This window comes from Brevundimonas sp. GW822-FHT03E11 (assembly GCF_058801445.1).
Genome location: NZ_JBXANG010000003.1, coordinates 38,675 through 57,865, shown reverse-complemented (window position 1 = coordinate 57,865; position 19,191 = coordinate 38,675). Strand labels below are relative to the sequence as shown.

The 19,191-nt window shown below is 66.6% G+C and carries 25 protein-coding genes; 14 read left to right on the top strand and 11 right to left on the bottom strand.

Annotated features, from left to right (window positions below):
* Nucleotides 1-37: 37 nt before the first annotated feature.
* Complete coding sequence (locus AC1RKE_RS05630; protein ID WP_348684110.1) at nt 38-1,324, top strand: DUF5690 family protein; 1,287 nt, start codon at nt 38-40, stop codon at nt 1,322-1,324.
* A 278-nt stretch (nt 1,325-1,602) separates the two neighbouring features.
* Nucleotides 1,603-3,099, top strand: a complete 1,497-nt coding sequence (locus AC1RKE_RS05625) for a DEAD/DEAH box helicase (RefSeq protein ID WP_054766722.1) — start codon at nt 1,603-1,605, stop codon at nt 3,097-3,099.
* A gap of 102 nt (nt 3,100-3,201) precedes the next feature.
* On the opposite strand, the gene AC1RKE_RS05620 is transcribed toward AC1RKE_RS05625, so the two are convergent.
* Complete coding sequence (locus tag AC1RKE_RS05620; RefSeq protein ID WP_462934504.1) at nt 3,202-4,563, bottom strand: OmpP1/FadL family transporter; 1,362 nt, start codon at nt 4,561-4,563, stop codon at nt 3,202-3,204.
* 320 nt (nt 4,564-4,883) lie between these two features.
* On the opposite strand from AC1RKE_RS05620, the gene map reads away from it, so the two are divergent.
* The 8 genes from map to AC1RKE_RS05580 all read left to right on the top strand — a co-directional run bounded on the left by map (nt 4,884) and on the right by AC1RKE_RS05580 (nt 10,162).
* Nucleotides 4,884-5,702, top strand: coding sequence for a type I methionyl aminopeptidase (gene map / locus AC1RKE_RS05615; protein WP_191558482.1), 819 nt, complete (start codon nt 4,884-4,886; stop codon nt 5,700-5,702).
* A gap of 51 nt (nt 5,703-5,753) precedes the next feature.
* The gene (gene radC / locus AC1RKE_RS05610; RefSeq protein ID WP_348684106.1) at nt 5,754-6,485 is read left to right on the top strand and encodes a RadC family protein; all 732 of its coding nucleotides are present in this window, start codon (nt 5,754-5,756) and stop codon (nt 6,483-6,485) included.
* The gene (locus AC1RKE_RS05605; protein ID WP_395942251.1) at nt 6,485-7,489 is read left to right on the top strand and encodes a glycosylasparaginase; all 1,005 of its coding nucleotides are present in this window, start codon (nt 6,485-6,487) and stop codon (nt 7,487-7,489) included. Before radC ends, AC1RKE_RS05605 begins: the two co-directional genes overlap by 1 nt.
* Entirely contained in the window at nt 7,486-8,046 is a 561-nt protein-coding gene (locus AC1RKE_RS05600; protein WP_191554533.1) for a GNAT family N-acetyltransferase, read from the top strand. Before AC1RKE_RS05605 ends, AC1RKE_RS05600 begins: the two co-directional genes overlap by 4 nt.
* Nucleotides 8,047-8,120: 74 nt before the next feature.
* Complete coding sequence (locus AC1RKE_RS05595) at nt 8,121-8,363, top strand: BolA/IbaG family iron-sulfur metabolism protein (RefSeq protein ID WP_054763938.1); 243 nt, start codon at nt 8,121-8,123, stop codon at nt 8,361-8,363.
* 4 nt (nt 8,364-8,367) lie between these two features.
* Entirely contained in the window at nt 8,368-9,255 is an 888-nt protein-coding gene (locus AC1RKE_RS05590) for an aldo-keto reductase family protein (RefSeq protein WP_348684532.1), read from the top strand.
* A gap of 89 nt (nt 9,256-9,344) precedes the next feature.
* A complete protein-coding gene (gene grxD / locus AC1RKE_RS05585; RefSeq protein WP_054763940.1) occupies nt 9,345-9,707 on the top strand; it encodes a Grx4 family monothiol glutaredoxin in 363 nt (120 codons plus the stop codon).
* The gene (locus AC1RKE_RS05580) at nt 9,707-10,162 is read left to right on the top strand and encodes an acyl-CoA thioesterase (RefSeq protein WP_182714202.1); all 456 of its coding nucleotides are present in this window, start codon (nt 9,707-9,709) and stop codon (nt 10,160-10,162) included. Before grxD ends, AC1RKE_RS05580 begins: the two co-directional genes overlap by 1 nt.
* Here AC1RKE_RS05580 and AC1RKE_RS05575 read toward each other — a convergent pair.
* Entirely contained in the window at nt 10,146-10,526 is a 381-nt protein-coding gene (locus tag AC1RKE_RS05575) for a hypothetical protein (protein ID WP_054763942.1), read from the bottom strand. The two genes, AC1RKE_RS05580 and AC1RKE_RS05575, sit on opposite strands and share 17 nt — an antisense overlap.
* A gap of 269 nt (nt 10,527-10,795) precedes the next feature.
* On the opposite strand from AC1RKE_RS05575, the gene AC1RKE_RS05570 reads away from it, so the two are divergent.
* Complete coding sequence (locus tag AC1RKE_RS05570; RefSeq protein WP_054763943.1) at nt 10,796-11,893, top strand: NADH:flavin oxidoreductase/NADH oxidase; 1,098 nt, start codon at nt 10,796-10,798, stop codon at nt 11,891-11,893.
* A gap of 7 nt (nt 11,894-11,900) precedes the next feature.
* Here the strand turns inward: AC1RKE_RS05570 and AC1RKE_RS05565 are convergent, their stop codons facing one another.
* Nucleotides 11,901-12,269, bottom strand: coding sequence for a hypothetical protein (locus AC1RKE_RS05565; protein ID WP_182714204.1), 369 nt, complete (start codon nt 12,267-12,269; stop codon nt 11,901-11,903).
* Nucleotides 12,270-12,476: 207 nt separating this feature from the next.
* Nucleotides 12,477-13,094: a 30S ribosomal protein S4 gene (gene rpsD / locus AC1RKE_RS05560; RefSeq protein ID WP_054763944.1), complete on the bottom strand. Its 618-nt coding sequence runs from the start codon at nt 13,092-13,094 to the stop codon at nt 12,477-12,479.
* A 247-nt stretch (nt 13,095-13,341) separates the two neighbouring features.
* Between rpsD and AC1RKE_RS05555 the strand changes: the two genes are divergently transcribed.
* Complete coding sequence (locus AC1RKE_RS05555; protein WP_395942253.1) at nt 13,342-13,560, top strand: hypothetical protein; 219 nt, start codon at nt 13,342-13,344, stop codon at nt 13,558-13,560.
* A 56-nt stretch (nt 13,561-13,616) separates the two neighbouring features.
* Here the strand turns inward: AC1RKE_RS05555 and AC1RKE_RS05550 are convergent, their stop codons facing one another.
* From AC1RKE_RS05550 to AC1RKE_RS05520, 7 genes are all read right to left on the bottom strand, one after another.
* Complete coding sequence (locus tag AC1RKE_RS05550; RefSeq protein WP_395942254.1) at nt 13,617-14,234, bottom strand: superoxide dismutase; 618 nt, start codon at nt 14,232-14,234, stop codon at nt 13,617-13,619.
* 108 nt (nt 14,235-14,342) lie between these two features.
* Nucleotides 14,343-14,567, bottom strand: a complete 225-nt coding sequence (locus AC1RKE_RS05545; RefSeq protein ID WP_152948871.1) for a hypothetical protein — start codon at nt 14,565-14,567, stop codon at nt 14,343-14,345.
* Between the two features lie 42 nt (nt 14,568-14,609).
* Nucleotides 14,610-15,449, bottom strand: coding sequence for an S-formylglutathione hydrolase (gene fghA / locus AC1RKE_RS05540; RefSeq protein WP_348684644.1), 840 nt, complete (start codon nt 15,447-15,449; stop codon nt 14,610-14,612).
* The gene (locus AC1RKE_RS05535; protein WP_191554536.1) at nt 15,446-15,607 is read right to left on the bottom strand and encodes a hypothetical protein; all 162 of its coding nucleotides are present in this window, start codon (nt 15,605-15,607) and stop codon (nt 15,446-15,448) included. Before AC1RKE_RS05535 ends, fghA begins: the two co-directional genes overlap by 4 nt.
* 3 nt (nt 15,608-15,610) lie before the next feature.
* The gene (locus tag AC1RKE_RS05530; RefSeq protein WP_348684646.1) at nt 15,611-15,994 is read right to left on the bottom strand and encodes a VOC family protein; all 384 of its coding nucleotides are present in this window, start codon (nt 15,992-15,994) and stop codon (nt 15,611-15,613) included.
* A gap of 3 nt (nt 15,995-15,997) precedes the next feature.
* A complete protein-coding gene (locus AC1RKE_RS05525) occupies nt 15,998-16,639 on the bottom strand; it encodes an immunity protein Imm33 domain-containing protein (RefSeq protein ID WP_348684648.1) in 642 nt (213 codons plus the stop codon).
* Nucleotides 16,639-17,745 carry an S-(hydroxymethyl)glutathione dehydrogenase/class III alcohol dehydrogenase gene (locus AC1RKE_RS05520; protein WP_183215150.1) on the bottom strand — a complete coding sequence of 369 codons (1,107 nt, stop codon included), beginning with the start codon at nt 17,743-17,745 and terminating at the stop codon, nt 16,639-16,641. Before AC1RKE_RS05520 ends, AC1RKE_RS05525 begins: the two co-directional genes overlap by 1 nt.
* A gap of 375 nt (nt 17,746-18,120) precedes the next feature.
* Here AC1RKE_RS05520 and AC1RKE_RS05515 point away from each other — a divergent pair, with 375 nt between their 5' ends.
* A complete protein-coding gene (locus AC1RKE_RS05515) occupies nt 18,121-18,447 on the top strand; it encodes a DUF6968 family protein (RefSeq protein ID WP_348684649.1) in 327 nt (108 codons plus the stop codon).
* Nucleotides 18,444-19,175 carry an NAD-dependent deacylase gene (locus tag AC1RKE_RS05510; RefSeq protein WP_395942207.1) on the top strand — a complete coding sequence of 244 codons (732 nt, stop codon included), beginning with the start codon at nt 18,444-18,446 and terminating at the stop codon, nt 19,173-19,175. Before AC1RKE_RS05515 ends, AC1RKE_RS05510 begins: the two co-directional genes overlap by 4 nt.
* The last annotated feature ends 16 nt before the right edge of the window (nt 19,176-19,191 follow it).

Genomic DNA, 19,191 nt, shown 5'->3' with positions numbered 1-19,191 from the left:
TCTAGACCACGCGAGTGCAACGGGATGATGTCAAATGATGAAACGGATGCGGTCGTGGCTGGCCCAGGCGAATCCTGTCGTCTTCGTCCTGTTCGCGGGTCTGGCGGGTTTCTGCGCCTATTTTTCCATGTACGCCTTCCGCAAACCCTTTACGGCGGCGACCTTCGACGTCGTGCCCGGATGGGACTTCGCCCTGGACTATAAGATCGCCCTGGTGATCGCCCAGGTCGCCGGCTACGCCCTGTCCAAGCTGATCGGGGTCAAGGTGATCGCCGAAATGCGGGCCGAACGCCGCGCCCTGGCCATCGTGCTTCTGATCGGGGCGTCCTGGCTCGCCCTGGTGCTGTTCGCGGTGACGCCGGCGCCGTGGAACGTCGCCGCCCTGTTCCTGAACGGCCTGCCCTTGGGCCTGATCTGGGGTCTGGTGTTCGGCTTCATGGAGGGGCGGCGCACCAGCGAGGTGCTGGGCGCCATATTGTGCGCCAGCTTCATCCTGTCTTCCGGCGTGGTGAAATCGGTCGGCAAGGCCCTGATGGAGCATCAGCACGTCAGCCCCTTCTGGATGCCGGCGGCCGTCGGGGTGGTCTTCATGCCCCTGCTGGCCGTTTCGGTTTTGGCCCTGGCCGCCCTGCCCCCGCCCAGTCCCGCCGACGAGACCGATCGGGGGGCGCGCCGTCCGATGATGGCGCGGGAGCGGGCCGCCTTTCTGGCGCGCCACTGGCCGGTGCTGGTCCTGCTGGTCGCCGCCTATGTGCTGCTGACGGCCTTCCGCGACCTGCGTGACAATTTCGCCGCCGAGATCTGGCGGGCCCTGGGCTACGGCGACGCCGCCTCGGTCTTCACCGCCAGCGAAGGACCGGTGGCGGCCCTGTCCCTGGTCGCCATGGGCGTCATGATCGCGGTCAAGAACAACGGCCGGGCCCTGCTGCTCATGCATGGGGTCATACTGGCCGGTTGCGCCCTCCTGGGCCTGTCCACCTTGGCCTTTCAACAGGGCTTGATGTCGCCGATCGCCTGGATGATCGCGGGCGGCGCGGGGCTCTATCTGGCCTACACCCCCTTCAACGCCATGCTGTTCGACCGGATGGTCGCCTATTCGGGCACGGTCGCCACCGCCGGCTTTCTGATCTATCTGGCCGACGCCACCGGCTATCTGGGCAGCGTCGCCCTGCTGCTGTTCAAGAACTTCGCCGTCGTGGACCTGCCCTGGCTGCCCTTCTTTACCGGCGCCGCCTATGCGACCAGCCTTGCGGGCCTGGTGCTGGTGGGGGGCTCGGCCCTGCTGTTTCTGCGCGGACGGCGGGACGGCGCCGCTTCAACTTGACTTTCGCGGCCGAAGCGCCCATTTGCGCTGCATCGCACAATCGCGATCTCCGGCGTCTCCAGCGCGTGTGGGTCCGCTTTCGGACCTGACTGTAGCAGCCGCCGGCTCCTCATAGTCATTCGCTGCCCGGACACGCGGGGCGGCGCCCGATCCACCCCGCAAGCCTCGTCTTTGAGGCTCCGTCGGGACTGGCGGTGCGCGGCCCGACGGCGTCATGCCATGGCCGATGCGCGTCGCCGCACGCGAAAGAAACTGCCGTGAGCACCACCTTCGAATCCATGGGCCTCAATAAGGCCCTCCTCCAGGCCCTGGCCTCGACCGGCTACGTCAAGCCGACGCCGATCCAGGAAAAGGCCATCCCCGACGTCATGGCCGGCAAGGACCTCTTGGGCATCGCCCAGACGGGCACCGGCAAGACGGCGGCCTTCGCCCTGCCGATCCTGCATCGGCTGGCCGAGAACCGCACCCCGCCTGTGCCCCGCACCACCCGCGCCCTGATCCTGAGCCCCACGCGCGAACTGGCCACCCAGATCGGCGACAGTTTCAAGGCCTATGGCGCGCATCTCGGCTTCCGCGTCGCCGTGATCTTCGGCGGCGTGAAGTACGGCGCCCAGGAACGCGCCCTGCAACAGGGTCTGGACATCCTGGTCGCGGCGCCCGGCCGTCTGCTGGACCATATCCAGCAAAAGACGCTGGACCTGTCCTCGACCGAGATCTTCGTTCTGGACGAGGCTGACCAGATGCTGGACCTCGGCTTCATCAAGCCGATCCGTCAGATCGTCAGCCGCATGCCGGCGCGCCGTCAGAACCTGTTCTTCTCGGCCACCATGCCGACCGAAATCGGCAAACTGGCGGGCGAACTGCTGAAGGATCCGGTCAAGGTCCAGGTCACGCCGCAATCGACCACGGTCCAGCGCATCGCCCAGTCGGTGGTTTATATCGAACAGGGCAAGAAGCGCGCCCTGCTGACCGAGATGTTCAGCGATCCGGAATACAAGCGCTGCCTGGTCTTCACCAAGACCAAGCACGGCGCCGACAAGGTCGCTGCCTATCTGGAAGCCGGCGGCGTCGAGGCCGGCGCCATCCACGGCAACAAGTCCCAGCCCCAGCGTGAACGCACCCTGGAAGCCTTCAAGAAGGGCAAGCTGCGGGTGCTGGTCGCCACCGACATCGCCGCGCGCGGCATTGACGTCGACGGCGTCTCGCACGTGGTGAACTTCGAACTGCCGCACGTGCCGGAATCCTATGTCCACCGCATCGGCCGCACCGCGCGGGCGGGCAAGGACGGCACGGCCGTCAGCTTCGTCGCCGGCGACGAGATGAAGCTGCTGCGCGACATCGAAAAGGTCACGCGCCAGAAGATCCCGGTTGCGGACCGCCGCAACGACAAACAGCTGGCGGCCCTGGACGCCTCCATCATGGCCGCCGGCGTGGCCAAAAAGGCGACCTTGCCCGAACGCGAAGGCGGCGAGCGCCACGAAGGCGGTCATGGTCAGGGACGGGGCGGCCGGGGTCGTCGCAATCCCCACCGCGACGGCGTGCGTCCGGAAGGCGGCGGCCAGCCCCACCGCCAGCGCCGCAACCGCCCCGGCGGCGAGGCGGCGGCTCCCCGTCCGGAAAAGACCTACAACCCCCTGGCCGGTGAAAAGACGACCCCGCGCGAACCGCGTCCGTCCGATGCGCGCCAGCACGAGCCCCGTCCGGTCGGCGAGATGAAGCGCCGCCCCCGTCGCCGCCCCTCCAACGGCGGCAAGGGCTACGCCGCCAAGGGGTGATCCTCACCGCCTTCCCCCCGCCTGCGGGAGAGGGTCTGGAAAGAAAAACGGCGGCGCCTTTGCGGGCGCCGCCGTTCTCATGTCAGCCGGGGCTGAACGGACTTAGAAGTTCCAGGTCGCGCCCAGCGAGAAGCCGACGCCCGAACCCTTGGCTTCGCCACGCAGATTCGAGATGACCAGACCGTTAGCGTACAGGTCACGGGTGTCGTTGATCGTGGCCGTGTCGATGTCGATATAGGTCACGGCGCCGTCGAAGGTCATCGAACCGACCGTCTTGGACAGGCCGGCGGCGTACAGCCAGCGGTCGCCGTCCGGGATGCGGGCGGTGCGGTGATCGTCCGGCGTCGGGGTCGGGTCATAGCCCAGGCCGGCGCGGACCGTCATGGTCGGATCAATCTTGTAGTCGAAGCCGATCGCGCCGGTGGTGACGTCGTCATAGTCCTGAACGATGGTCGAGGATCCCGTGGCGCCGTAAGCGACGCGGATGGCGTCGAACTCGCTCCAGCCGATCTGATTGACCTGGGCGTTCAGGGTCAGGCGGTCATTGACGGCGTAGCGGGCCGAGACGGTGGCGAACCAGGGGGTGGTGAAACTGGCGACGCCGTCAGCCGAGACGTTGGCGGGAGCCAGGACGCCGGTCAGGCCCGAGATGTTCACCGTGCCGTCCAGCTCGTGCTCGATCTTGGAGCGATACGACAGACCCAGGTCCAGCTTGCCGAAATGCATCTGGGCGCCGGCGTTCCAGCCGTAGTTCCAGCCGTCGCCTTCCAGCTGGTTGCGGCCGTCGGTCGACGGCGAGACGACATAGGCGGGCGACAGGACGGCCGGGATCGGCGCGTTCGGCAAGGCCGAGGACAGGGTGGCCTTGGCGAACTGAGCGTCGAAGCCGGCGCCGATGTCCAGCCAGTCGGTGACCGTCATGGCGGCGACCAGGCTGACGTTGGCCGAGCGCAGTTCCGACGTCAGGGCGTCGTAACGGGCGAAGTCCGTCGGCTCGTACTTGGTGGTGAAGTTGTACGGCGCCTGGACGGCCAGGCCGACGTTGAAGCGGTCGCCGATCGGCATGGAGACGGCGAAGTTCGGCACGATGCCGCTTTCGACCACCTCGTGGACGTGCGGGTCGCCGTTGACCGGATAGGTGCGGCTGACGACGCCGACGCCGGCGACCGGCACATTGTAGGTCAGGGTCGAGCCGGTGTTGTCGACGTCGGAATCCAGGACCAGGCCGTGCATGCCGACATAGAGTTCACGCTGGGTTCCGGCGATGGCGGCCGGGTTCCACCACAGCGACTGGACGCCCTTGTCGGCGCCGACGCCGGCGTTGGCGCGGCCCTGGGCGCGGGTCGATTGTTCCTGGACGTAGAAGGAGCCGGCCATGGCCGGAGCGGCGACGCCGGCCAGCAGGGCGGTCGTCAGCGCGATGCCGCCCACGCGGGCGAAATTCCTGGGAGTCATAAAAGCCATTCCTATAGTTCAGCCCCCGCCATTTAAGCGGCGGTGGGTATTCGGGGAGGTCGATCGCACGGCAGCGCTTTCGTCAGGAAAACGTTGCATGCGTGGCGGGTCTCCGCCCGGAAACGGGCGAAACTGTGTCTTAAAAAGCCCACATGATCACACCGGCGAGAGGTTACGCCGGGGCAGGTTCATTCGGATGAACGACAGTGTCGCGCAATACACAGTCGTTCTTTCCGCAACGGAAGGAATCCTTGACCGCCCCACATTCGCCTTGCGTATCCGTGATAGGATCGCCATCTGAAGCCGCTTCCGTCGCCGAATAGAGCCCCATGTACGAAACGCCCGAACTGGAAACCGACGCCCTGGTCCGCTCCAGCGCCATCCGCATCCATCAGGCGGAGGATTTCGAAGGCATGCGCAAGGCCGGGCGTCTGGTGGCCGAGGCGTTGGACATGATCACGGCCCATGTGAAGCCGGGCGTCACGACGGGCGCGATCGACGACCTGATCCGCGAATTCACCCTGGACCACGGGGGCCTGCCCGCCTGCCTGGGCTACAAGGGCTATGAGAAGACCGTCTGCACCTCGATCAACCACGTCGTCTGCCACGGCATCCCCGGCGACAAGGTTCTGAAAGAGGGCGACATCGTCAACATCGACCACACCGTCATCGTCGACGGCTGGCACGGCGATTCCAGCCGCATGTATGCGGTGGGCGAGATCAATGCGCGGGCCAAGAAGCTGATCGACGTCACCTATCAGTCGCTGGAGCTGGGCCTGGAGCAGGTCAAGCCGGGCAATACGTTTGGCGACATCGGCTTCGCCATCCAGAAGTTCGTCGAGGCCCAGCGGATGAGCGTGGTGCGCGACTTCTGCGGCCACGGCATCGGCCGCGTCTTCCACGACAGCCCCAACGTCCTGCACTATGGCAGGAAGGGCGAGGGCGCCGTGCTGAAGGCCGGCATGTTCTTCACCGTCGAGCCCATGGTGAACCTGGGCAAACCCCATGTGAAGGTCCTGTCCGACGGCTGGACCGCCGTGACCCGCGACAAGTCCCTGTCGGCCCAGTGCGAACACACCATCGGGGTGACGGAAGACGGGCTGGAAATCTTCACCGCCAGCCCCGCCGGCCTGTTCCGCCCGAACTGAACCCTTGATCCCCAACAGCCTTCCGCTCAGGTTGCGAAGGCTGGAGGGGACATGGCGGAAGATCAGACACCCGAACCCAAGACGCGGCCACGCCACAGCGGCCATCGCGACCGGCTGCGCGAGCGGGCCGCCAAGGGCGGTCTGGACGCCCTGCCCGACTATGAGCTGCTGGAACTGCTGCTGTTCCGCAGCGTGCCCTATAGGGACACCAAGCCGCTGGCCAAGGATCTGCTGGCGCGGTTCGGCGGGCTGGAGGGCATCGGCGCCGCCAGCCACGAGGCGGTCGAGGATCAGGTGGCGCGTTCCCTGGGCTATGCGCCCGGCAAGGCGACGCGGGCGGTGGCGCTGGACCTTCAGCTGATCTTCGACGTGACGCGGCGGATCGCGCGCGAGCCGACGGCGAAACGGCCCGTCATCTCGTCCTGGAGCGCCCTTCTGGCCTATGTGCGCGTGGCCTTGCAGCACGAGCCGCGCGAGCAGTTCCGCGTCCTCTACCTGGACAAGAAGAACCAGCTGATCCTGGATGAGGTCCAGAACAGGGGCACGGTGGATCACGCGCCGGTCTATCCGCGCGAAGTGGTGCGTCGCGCCCTGGAGCTGTCGGCCAGCGCCCTGATTCTGGTGCACAACCACCCTTCCGGCGACCCGACGCCCAGCCGCGCCGACATCGAGATCACCAAACAGGTTGTGCAGGCCGGCCGCGCCCTTAATGTCGAGGTTCACGACCATCTGGTCGTCGGCCGCGACGGGGTGGCCAGCTTCAAACAATTGGGTCTGATGTGATGATCAATCTGTCGCGCCGCAGCCTGATCGCCGCGTCCGGACTCGCCGCTGCGGGGGCCGCAGCCGCTGGATCGGCCTTGGCCGAAGCGGCGCCCGTCGTCATGGCCTCGACCTGGGACTTCGGCGCGGCGGCCAACGCCGAAGGCTGGAGGGTGCGCCAGAGCGGCGGCTCGGCCCTGGACATGGTCGAGGCGGCGGCCCGCGTGCCCGAGGCGGACCCGACCAACGCCTCGGTCGGCCTGGGCGGCTATCCGGACAGGGACGGCCATGTGACCCTGGACGCCGTGATCATGGACGACGCCGGCGGTCTGGGCGCCGTCTGCGCCCTTGAGGACGTGGTTCACGCCGTCTCGGTCGCGCGCCGTGTGATGGAGAAGACCCCGCACGTCATCCTGGTCGGGGCCGGCGCGCGGGACTTCGCCCTGTCAGAAGGGTTTGAGACGACGAATTTGCTGACGCCCCAGGCCGAGGCCGCCTGGCGCGAATGGCTGAAGACCGCCCGCTACGCCCCGCGCGCCAACAGCGAGAACGACGACTGGCGCCGGGCCGGCGCCGGCGGGGTTCTGGATCATGACACCATCGGCGTCCTGGGCCGCGACGCGACCGGCCGCATGGCCGGGGCCTGCACCACCTCCGGCATGGCGTTCAAGATGCGCGGCCGCGTGGGCGACAGTCCGATCGTGGGCGCCGGCCTGTTCGTCGACGCCGAGGTCGGCGCCGCCACGGCGACCGGGGTGGGCGAAGAGGTGCTGCGGGTCTGCGGCTCCCACGCCGTGGTCGAGGCCATGCGTCACGGAATGGACCCCGCGACCGCCTGTCGGCAGACGATCGAACGGATCGCCCGGCTGCGGGGGCGGGCCGTCGCCGAGGCCCAGGTCGGGCTTCTGGCCCTGACCAAGGCGGGGCGCGTCGGGGCCTTCGCCCTTCAGCCCGGCTTCACCTACGCCGTCACACGCGCCGACGGGGGGACCGAAATCTTGAACGCCGAAAGCCTGTTCGGATGAACCGGCCGACCCTGACCACCGAGCGGCTGGTGCTGACGCCGGTCGATCTGGCCGACCTTGAGGACCTGCAAGCCCTCTGGGCCGATGCGGACTTTACGCGCCACATCACCGGCCGTCCCATGACCACCGAGGAGGTCTGGTTCCGCCTGCTGCGCGACCTGGGCCAATGGGGCGTAAGGGGCTACGGCAGTTGGACGATCCGCCTGGTCGAAGGCGGCGCCTATGTGGGCAATGTCTCGATCCTGGATCACCGGCGGCTGATCGATCCGCCGATCGACGATCCGGAACTGGGCTGGGGCCTGGCGCCCGCCTTCCAGGGACGGGGCTTTGCGAAAGAGGCCCTGGAGGCGGCCCTGGCCTGGGCCGACGCCCATCTGAGGGCGGCGCGGACCCTGTGCATGATTTCGCCCGACAATCTGGCCTCCGTTCGCCTGGCCGAGCGGGTCGGCTACCGCCCCTATCGGCGCACCACCTATAGGGACGAGCCGGTTCAGCTGTTCGAACGACCCCGGGGTGCGAACTGGGCGCGAACTGAGCGCGAACTGGGTGCAGGCTGACCGAACCGGCCCCGCCGTAGTCCGTCGTTAAGGTTTATGGGGCAGTCTGACGCGACCAGATCGAAGGCCCGCCCATGCCCATGTCCGTCGAAACCTTGCGTCGGCATCTGATCGACGCCTTTCCCGACGCGGAAATCGCCATCGAAGACCTCGCCGGGGACGGCGATCATTATCGCGCCCGCATCGTTTCCAACGCCTTTGCGGGCCTGGCGCGCGTGCGCCAGCATCAGTTGGTCTACGCCGCCCTGAAGGGACAGATGGGCGGCGCCCTGCACGCCCTGGCCCTGGAAACCTCAGCCCCGTCCGACAAGGGGTGATCGGATGCGCTATCGTCCCTTCGGCGCCTCGGGCGCGGCGATTTCCAATCTGACGCTCAGCTTCGGCCCCGGCTGCCTGGCGCGGGGACGCGAAGCGGCGCTGGACCTGCTCTACTCGGCGCTTGAGGCGGGCATCAACGCCTATCGGCTGGAGACCGCCGATTCCGTTCTGGCCGAGATTCTGGGTGAAGCCCTGTCCCACGTGGACCGCAAACTGGTGTGCGTGGCCCTGACCCTGGGCGCCGACCGCGACTTTTCGGCCGAAGCCATGACCGCCGCCCTGGATCGCGTGCTGCACTTCTCGCGCCTGGGGTGGATCGACATCGCCCTCCTGCAGGAACCGGGGGAACACGAACTGTCGCAACAGGCGCTGAACGCTCTGAAGGCGGCGCGCGCGGCCGACCGCGTCAAACTGCTGGGCGTGGCGGGTTCGGGCGACGTCATGGACGCCTACATCTCCACCGGCGCCTTCGACGTCCTGGCGACGCCGTTCGACATCAATGCTGACTGGAAGCGGCGCAACCGCCTGCGCGCCGCACGCGAACAGGACATGGCCGTCATCGCCTATGACTTCTACACCGACCGTCGCGCCAGGCCGCGCGGCCCAGAGACCGTCGCCAAAAAGGGCCTGTTCGGTCTGGGCGCGCCCAAGCCGCCGCAACGTTCTGGCGGACCGGACGCCTTCGGCTTTCTGTATCGCACCCCCGGCTGGTCGGCCGAGTCCATCTGCCTGGGCTATGTGCTGACTGAGACGACGATCTCAAGCGTCATCGTGCGCGCCACCGACCCCGACCATCTGCGGATCTTGGCCGAGACGCCCGAGCGCGATCTGCCCCCGTCCCTGGCCGCCCAGATCGAAATGGGTCGCGTCGCCGCCTCGGCCGCGGCCTGACTGAGCGCGTCAGAACCGCGTCGGTTCGCCGCGCCTTGACCCGGCGGTCCCCTCTCCCTAGCTGACGGTCTTCGCGAAAGGCTTCTCCCGTGACCGACACCGTTTCCGCCGACCCCGTCCACGCCTTCATCAGCGACACCGTGAGCCAGCACGACGTCGTCCTGTTCATGAAGGGCACGCCGGACCAGCCGCGCTGCGGCTTCTCGTCCCTGGCCGTGCAGATTCTCGACCATGTGGGCGCGCCCTTCGTCGGCGTCGACGTCTTGCAGGACGAGGCCCTGCGCGAAGGCGTCAAGACCTTCACCGACTGGCCCACCATTCCCCAGCTTTATGTGAAGGGCGAATTCGTCGGCGGCTCGGACATCGTGCGCGAGATGTTCCAGGCCGGCGAGCTTCAGGCCCTGATGGCCGAAAAGGGCGTGGCTCTGGACGGGGGCGCGGGCGAGGCCTGATGGCGCGTCCCACCCTGACGCCGCGCGAGGATCGTGAGGTCTTCGTCGTCCCGCTGGAGGTCCGACCCGACCATATCGACGCCAACGGCCATGTGAACAATGTGGTCTATGTCGGCTGGCTTCAGGACGTGGGCACGGCCCACTGGAACGCCCGGTTCGACGAAGAGACGCGGGCGCGCTGGTCCTGGGTCGCCCTGCGGCACGAGATAGACTATCTGCGGGCCATAGAGCCGAATGCGACCGGCGTCGCAGCCCGGACCTGGGTCGGCGATCCCCAGGGGCCGCGGTTCAACCGCTATGTTCGGATCGAGGACGGCCAGGGCCGGCTGTGCGCCCAGGGCGTGTCCGAATGGTGCCTGGTGGACGCCGCCACCTTGAGGCCGCACCGCATCCCCCCGCCGATGGTCGCCGTCTTTTCGACGACGACCGAGGCGACGGCTATTTCAGCGGATTGACGATGCGGGCCGGGGTTCCCGGCTCCAGACCCAGTTCGGCATAGGTCCAGCGCAGTTCGACCCCGTCGGGAACCAGGGCCTTGCACAGGTCCTGTTTGGTCCGGCGCAGGGTGATTTCGGTCGGATCATTGTCGGCGATCGACACTTCGAAATCCGACGCCTGGGTGCAGCCGTTGGAATCGACCCGCGCCACCAGGGCGCCGTCGGCGAAGCGGGCCTCGCGGATGGCCTCCGCCGGAGGCCCGTCCTTGCGCGAGACGTTGACCGAGACATTCTCGCCGGCCTCGCTGTCATAGATGACGCAGCCGGCCAGCAGCGGTGCGGCCAGGGCGCCGACCGCCAGGATGCGCAGCCCCCGCATCATTGGTCGGACGCCGGGGTGGTGATCACCCGGGTGGTCGGCTTTTCGGTCGAAACGATGATGCAGCCCGACAGCAGCGGGGCGGCGATGGCGATGGCGAGAGCGAGACGAAGCATTGGTGTTCCCCAGTTGAAGCTTGAGCCTTTTGTGACGCGCTCACCGCCGCCACACACGTGAATTTTCGGCAAGCCAGGTGAACAATCGGAAAGGTCGGGCTTGATCCGCTTCGAAACAGACATAGTTGCAGTCGCCGCCCACCGGACCTGCCCGCCATGAGCCGCCTCTTCTCGCCTCACGCCCTCGGCCCCCTGACCCTGCGCAATCGCATCGTCGTGGCGCCCATGTGCCAGTATTCCGCGATCGACGGCGCGCCCCAGCCCTGGCACCACCAGCACATCGGCCGGCTGGCCCTGTCCGGCGCCGGCCTGGTCATCATCGAGGCGACGGGCGTCACGCCCGAGGGCCGCATCACCCCGGACGACGTCGGCCTGTGGAACGACGAACAGGCCCAGGCCTTCGCCGACATCCTTCGCGGCGTGCGGACCTATTGCGACACTCCGATCGGGATTCAGCTGGGCCATGCGGGACGCAAGGCCTCGACCGCCGCGCCGTGGAAGGGGGGCGGCCCTCTGGCGGCCGAGGACGGAGCCTGGACCACCTACGGCCCCTCGGCCCTGCCCTTCCGCGAGGATTGGCATACCCCGTTGGAGATGACCGAGGCCGACATGAACCATGTGGTCGCCGCCTTCGAGGCGGCGGCGCGCCGGGCGGACCAGGCAGGCTTCGACCTGGTCGAACTGCACGCCGCCCATGGCTATCTGCTGAGCGAATTCCTGTCACCCCTGTCGAACCGCCGCACCGACGCCTACGGCGGCTCGGCCGAGAACCGGGCGCGCTTTCCCCTGCGCGTCGCAAAGGCCTTGCGCGAGGCCTGGCCTCGGACCAAGGCCCTGGGCGCGCGCTTCAACGGTTCGGACTGGGTCGAGGGCGGCGTGGCGCTGGAGGAGGCCGTCGCCTTCGGCCAGGCGCTGCACGGCTTGGGTTACGACTATCTGCACCTGTCCTCGGGCGGCAACGTCCCCCGCGCCCCGATCCCCGGCGACCAGCCCGGCTATCAGGTCCGCTTCGCCGAGGCGGTCAAACAGGCGGCGCCCCAGGCCAGCGTCATGGCCGTGGGCATGATCTTCGATCCCCACCAGGCCGAGGCGATCGTCGCCTCGGGACAGGCCGATCTGATCGCGGTGGCCCGCGCCGTGCTCGACGATCCCAACTGGGCCCATCACGCCGCCGTCGCCCTGGGTCAGGACGAAGGTCTGCCGCCCCAGTACGAACGCGCCGGCAAGGCCCACTGGCCCGGATACGGCCGCTGAGGGCCGATCAGGTCTGGGGCAGCTGATAGGGATTGTTGACGCTGACGGGGGAGCCGGGCGCCAGGCCCAACTCCTCGAACGACCATTTCAGCTCGACACCGCGGATCGAGGGCTTGTCGCAGGTGTCCTCATCGATCCGGCGCAGGGTGATGATCGCGTCCCCGCCCTTGATGCTGACGATGGGGATCAGATCCTCCTTGCGGGTGCAGCCGTTGGAGCTGACCCAGAAGACCGCCTGGTCCTTGGTGAAGGCCGCTGCATGGATCGGCTCCAGGGCGCCGGGCATGCCGACGGTCGAGACGGTCGGCCCGTCCAGACCGCCCGCACAGGCGGCCAAGCTCGCCGATGCGGCGGCGATCAAAGCCAAGCGTTTCATGATGGAGTCGTGCAACGGACGACCTCCCCTGCCTCAAAGCCTGAACCGGCCGAGAATGCGCCTGTTCGCTCCTTGAGGGAACAGCATAAAGACGAAGGGCCCCGGACGAATCCGAGGCCCTCAACTGAACACTTCAAAGGGACGACCAAGGGGCTCAAGTAGCCCGAAGGGCGATAGCCCCCTTGAAGAAAGCTTCGTAAGCTCGGCTTACGAAGCGTAGTATTCGACGACCAGGTTCGGTTCCATCTTGACGGCGTAGGGCACGTCCGACAGTTCCGGCACGCGGACGTAGCGGACGGCGAACGAACGGTCCGACAGTTCCAGATAGTCCGGCACGTCGCGTTCCGACGACTGCTGGGCTTCCAGCACCAGGGCCATGTTGCGCGACTTTTCCTTCACCGAGACGACGTCGTCGGGCTTCACGCGATAGGAGCCGATGTCGACCTTCTTGCCGTTGACCAGGACGTGGCCGTGGCTGACGAACTGGCGGGCGGCCCAGACGGTGGGCACGAACTTGGCGCGATAGACGATGGCGTCCAGGCGCGATTCCAGCAGGCCGATCAGGTTTTCCGAGGTGTTGCCCTTGCGGCGAGCAGCCTCGTCATAGGTCTTGGCGAACTGCTTCTCGGTGATGTTGCCGTAGTAGCCCTTCAGCTTTTGCTTGGCCTTCAGTTGCAGGCCGAAGTCAGAGACCTTGGACTTGCGGCGTTGGCCGTGCTGACCGGGACCGTAGGAACGCTTGTTGACCGGAGACTTGGCGCGACCCCACAGGTTTTCACCCATGGCGCGGTCGATCTTGTATTTGGCGCTGTGGCGCTTGGACATTCTATTCTCTTTTCGACGATGCGGCCCGGCGTCCCCTGAATTGGGGATGCGATCTCAACGGCGGTCCACGCATCTTCCGTCATGAATCCCGCCTGCGGCGAACCGAGGCGTGGAAGGCGGCGCTTATGGCCATGCAGGCTGTCGGAGTCAAGTCAGACAGGCCGTTAAGCACGATGGCGGGGAACCAAGCCGGGCCTCGCTTCTTTCCTGTTCCGACGCAGACCGCCGAGGAGAAGGGAGGATTGAAATGCGAACCGACGCCCCGCGCTTTCAGGCCGGCCTGTCCGACCGCGGGTTCGAGACGCTGAAGCGCAGGCTGGTCGAACTGGTCGAGCCGCTCAGCGACCATCAGCTGTTGGATCTGGCCGACGGCATCCACGACCTGCTGCGCCGGCGCCGCACCGTGCGCCGCCATCATTCCGAACGGATGAAGGAGCGTCTGCGCGACGGCGGGCGGCCGCTGTGACGAAAACGCCCGCCGAAGGTTCTCCGGCGGGCGTCCGTCTGGCTTGAAGCCCGGCGTTACTGGGCGACGGCGGCGGCGTACAGTTCGTTGACCTTGTTCCAGTTCACCACCGTCCAGAACGACTTCAGATAGTCGGCGCGGCGATTCTGGTACTTCAGATAATAGGCGTGTTCCCAGACGTCGGCGCCCAGGACGACCTCGCCCCGCTCCTCGACCACATCCATCAGCGGATTGTCCTGGTTCGGGGTGGAGGTGATCTTCAGCTTGCCGTTCTGCACGATCAGCCAGGCCCAGCCCGAGCCGAACTGGGCGGCGCCGGCGGCGTTGAAGTCTTCCTTGAACTTGTCCATGCCGCCCAGGTCGCGGTCGATGGCGGCGGCCAGCTCGGCCGAGGGTTCGCCCGCCTGACCGGCCGGGGCCAGCAGTTCCCAGAACAGGCTGTGGTTCCAGTGACCGCCGCCGTTGTTGCGCACGGCCTTCGGCGCGGTCGAGATGCTGGTGAATATCTCTTCCAGCGTCTTGTTCTGAAGCGAGGCGTCGGCGTCGATCGCCTTGTTCAGATTGTCGACATAGGTCTGGTGGTGCTTGTCATGGTGGAAGGTCATCGTCTCCTTGTCGATGGCCGGCTCCAGCGCGTCATAGGCATAGGGCAGCGGGGGCAGGGTGAAGGCCATGGGGAGTTTCCTCTCGCGACAGATTTCCGATACGCCTCATCTAGGCGCCCGTTCGTGAAACCCAAGCGACGACGCCTGGATTCGTTCCGACTTATCGGCCGGGAACGGTCAAGCTGGCAAGTTGGACTTCAGACAGTCGCGCACCGCCCGCTTCAGATCGCCCGGCGCATTGGGCTCGTCCACCCCTTCCGCAGCGAGGACCGCCCGCACGGCGGCGTCCAGCCCGCCCGGCAGGGCGGCGATCACGCGCTTTTGCCCCTTCTCATGCAGGCAAAAGCCCACCTCGCGGCACAGGGCGGAAAACATCGGCTCATAGGGATCGGGGGCGTTCATACTGTCCCTCTAGCACCGGGCGCCGAGCGGGGACAGCGCGCCTTAACCCCTCAACCGCGCGGCGTGGAAGGCGATGTGGTCGGCGATGAAGCTGGTCATGAAGAAGTAGGAGTGGTCATAGCCCGGCTGCATCCGCAGGGTCAGGCCCTGGCCTGCGGCCTCGGCGGCCGCGCGCAGCAGTTCGGGCTTCAGCTGGTCGGTCAGGAAGCTGTCGGCGTCGCCCTGGTCCACCAGTATATCGTCATAGACACCACGCGCGGCGCCGGCCTCGATCAGCCTGGCGGCGTCGTGACGGTCCCATTCGGCCCGGTCCTCGCCCAGATAGGCGGAGAAGGCCTTTTCGCCCCAGGGGCAGCGCGTCGGCGAACAGATGGGGGCGAAGGCCGAGACCGAGCGGAACAGGTCGGGGTGACGCAGCGCCAGGGTCAGGGCGCCGTGCCCGCCCATGGAATGGCCGCTGATCGACCGGACGCCGGTGGTCGGGAACTCCGCGTCGATCAGGGCGATCAGTTCGTCCGTGACATAGGACTCCATGCGGAAGTGCGGGGCCCAGGGCTCTTGCGTCGCATCGACGTAGAAGCCCGCCCCCTGGCCCAGGTCATAGGCCGGATCGTCGGCGACGCCGTCTCCGCGCGGGCTGGTGTCGGGCGCGACGATGATGAGGCCGTGCTCGGCGGCGGCGCGGTAGGCGCCGGCCTTGGTGGTGAAATTATCCTCGGTGCAGGTCAGGCCCGACAGCCAGATCAGCACGGGGAACGGCCCCTCCCCGCCCGGAACGAAGACCGACAGGGTCATGGGCGTGCCCGTGGCCGCGCTGTCGTGTTTCAGATAGCGCAGGGTTCCGCCGTGGACGGCGTGGGTCTTGGTGGTTTGGAGGGTCATTCGGCCTTGGCCTTGCTCGCGATCTCTTCATCGCCCAAGCGGCCTTCGGCGATAATGAGATCGCGCAGGTAGTCTTCCAACGTCTGGTCCCGCGATCTTGCGATCAAGCGCAGCCGACCAATCAGCCCGTCGTCCAGTTCGAACGCAAGATCCGCCATAGCTCAGCCGACCCGGTGCATGGCGCAGATCTTGTTGCCCGACGGATCGCGCAGATAGGCCAGATACAGCTTGCCGAACGTCCCCTGGCGCAGGCCGGGCGGGTCTTCGATCGCGGTTCCGCCGGCCGCTGCGCCCGCAGCGTGGAAGGCGTCGACCGCCGCCGTGTCCTTGGCCGCAAAGCCGATGGTGCCGCCGTTGGCGTGACAGGCCGGTTCGCCGTCGATCGGCTTGCCCACGGCGAAGGCCCCATGGGCCGTGCGCCACCAGTAGCGGCCCTTCGGATCAGGCCCCTGAGCGGCGTCGACGCCCAGCGCGCCGAGCGCGGCGTCATAGAAGCGGCGCGACGCCTCGACATCGTTGGCGCCGACAGTGACGTGGGTGAACATGGGCTATTCCTTTTCCTCAACCCAGATGTTGTTTTCGAAATCTCGGAGAAACGCCGATCCAGCAGGGGCGTCTATCAGGTGCAGCCAACTATCATCCTTGTTCAAGACAGCACCCAAGGCCACACATTCTACAGTCGCCTGCTCTGCTTCGAGCGCCGAAAGGCCGGAGGTGGTGGCTCGAATACGCCAGCCGCTGTCGTGAAAGGCGCTGTCTGAAGTGTTGTCCGCATCCTCTCGATAGATGAACTCGATACGGCGCGCCCCATTCAAGACCGCCCCGTCGACCAGACATCTCTCCCAATATTCGCGTGGCCCGACCGTTTGCGCCCTGTCATCTGAGAAAATGAGGTCAACGACCGCTGGTCGCGGAATTTGGATGACCCTGCCTTTTTCAAGATTCGGCATATCGCGCGGATCGGACTCCAACCGCGCTTCGAAGGCTTCATCCGATACGCTCGTGATCACGAACCAAAGACGCTCCGCGTCCCATTGGGCGCTTTCGGGAACCGACTTGACCGTCGCCTTAATGAAGTCACCGTCCTTAAGCGCAGCAACATCCAAAGGATTGGGCAGGAAAAACGTATAAGGCGCGGATGCAGCGATCGGCCTGGGATCTACGATCCGATAGTCCGCGCCCTCCCACATCAGAACACCACCACCGACCGGATGCTCTCTCCGGCGTGCATCAGGTCGAAGGCCTCGTTGATCCGTTCCAGCGGCAGGGTGTGGGTGATCATCGGGTCGATCTCGATCTTGCCGTCCATGTACCAGTCGACGATCTTGGGCGTGTCGGTGCGGCCGCGCGCCCCGCCGAAGGCGGAGCCGCGCCAGACCCGGCCGGTGACCAGCTGGAACGGGCGGGTGGCGATCTCCTTGCCCGCCTCGGCCACGCCGATGATGATGCTCTCGCCCCAGCCGCGGTGGCAGGCTTCCAGCGCCTGGCGCATGACCACGGTGTTGCCGGTGCAGTCGAAGGTGTAGTCGGCGCCGCCGCCGGTCAGTTCGACCAGATGGGCGACCACGTCGGAGACCTCTTTCGGATTGACGAAATGGGTCATGCCGAAGCGACGGCCCCACTCTTCCTTGTCGGGGTTGATGTCCACGCCCACGATCATGTCGGCGCCGACCATCTTCAGCCCCTGAATGACGTTCAGGCCGATGCCGCCCAGGCCGAAGACCACGGCGTTGGCGCCCGGCTCGACCTTGGCCGTATTGACCACGGCGCCGACTCCGGTGGTCACGCCGCAGCCGACGTAGCAGGCCTTGTCGAAGGGGGCGTCCTTCCTGATCTTCGCCACCGCGATCTCGGGCAGGACGGTGTAGTTGGAGAAGGTCGAACAGCCCATATAGTGGGCGATGGCCTGGCCCTTGTAGCTGAAGCGGCTGGTGCCGTCGGGCATCAGACCCTTGCCCTGGGTGGCGCGGATCGAGGTGCAGAGGTTGGTCTTGCGCGACAGGCACGACTTACACTGACGGCACTCGGGCGTGTAGAGCGGGATCACGTGGTCGCCGACGGCGACCGAGGTCACGCCCGGCCCCACCTCGACCACCACGCCCGCGCCCTCATGCCCCAGGATCGAGGGGAAGATGCCCTCGCTGTCCAGACCGTCCAGCGTATAGGCGTCGGTGTGGCAGATCCCCGTCGCCTTGATCTCGATCAGCACCTCGCCGGCGCGCGGCCCCTCCAGATCGACCTCGACGATCTCGAGCGGCTTCTTGGCTTCGAAGGCGACGGCGGCGCGGGTTTTCATGGCGGGGACTCCTTGGTTTACGCCTGTGTGTCACGAGGGGCGCCGCCGGCGCTAGCCCCGCGCCGAAAACGCCACTCAGATTTTTTTGAGTGCACTTTCGTGCAGATTTTTGAGACCCGCTCGCAAGAATGCGCGACATTCGATGTCTATCGCGCAGCGACGTCAGGATCGGACGCGGGCTGACCGCCAACATCCCATAAGTCAGATTGCCATGGCTTACCGCAATCTCGCGAGCGTATCGACAAAGGGCGACGTACCAGAATTTAGGTGCGCACGACGGGCTGGATGAGGTCATCGGATCGGCGACATGTGCTCGATCCCCTATTATAAATCGAGGACGGCGTGATCGCGCGCCCACCTGAAAGAGTGTTGGAAATGAACGACGAAGCGTTTGTGGAGCGACATTTCGCAGTGGGCCATCAGGACGTGATAGCGCGATTTCATACTCCGATCCTCGCGCCCGGAGGCGAGTATCAGTGCCAGTGGCAGATCGTTTGGCCGGAGAGGGAGCGCAAGTCTCGATCCTGCGGCATTGACGGTGTCCAAGCGCTGATGCTTGCGATGGGAACGGTTCACTCAGAGCTTTGCGAGAGTGACGAATATCAATCGGGCCTACTGACTTACCTTGATCAGCACGACCTCGATCTGCCGCCATCATGGGGCCGCGGACGATTGTATGATGTTGGTTCGCCACCGGAATGACTGGCCACGCCGAGCCCATTCACGGCATCGTCGTCCTGACCGGCGCCGGCATATCGGCCGAGAGCGGCGTGCCGACGTTTCGGGCGTCAGACGGCCTGTGGTGCGGGCACAGGGTGGAAGAGGTGGCGACGCCGGAGGGATATGCGGCGAACCCCGCCCTGGTGCAGGACTTCTACAATCAGCGACGGCGGCAGTTGGCGGAGGTCCGGCCCAATGCGGCCCATGTCGCCCTAGCGGAGCTGGCCGCGCGGTGGGAGGGGGATTTCCTGCTGGTCACGCAGAACGTCGACGATCTGCACGACCGGGCCCATGCCGAGATCCCGCCGGGGGCGGGGTTCGAGCTGATCCATATGCACGGCGAACTGCTGAAGGCGCGCTGCACCCGTTCGGGCGTGGTGATGGACTGGTTCGGGGACATGGCGGCGGACGAAGCCTCTCCGCACCATCCGCAAGGGCGGATGCGGCCCCATATCGTCTGGTTCGGGGAGATGCCTCTGGCCATGGAGCGGATCGAGGCGGCGCTGGCGGCCTGCGACCTGTTCGTTTCGATCGGCACCTCGGGCGCCGTCTATCCGGCGGCGGGGTTCGTGCAGTTGGCCCGATACGCCGGGGCGCGGACCGTCGAGATCAATCTGGAGCCGACGCAAGGGGCGCGCCTGTTCGACGAGGGGGTCTATGGTCCTGCGACCGAGGCCGTGCCGGCCTTCTTCCGCGACCTGCAGACCTGAAAACGACGGCCGCATC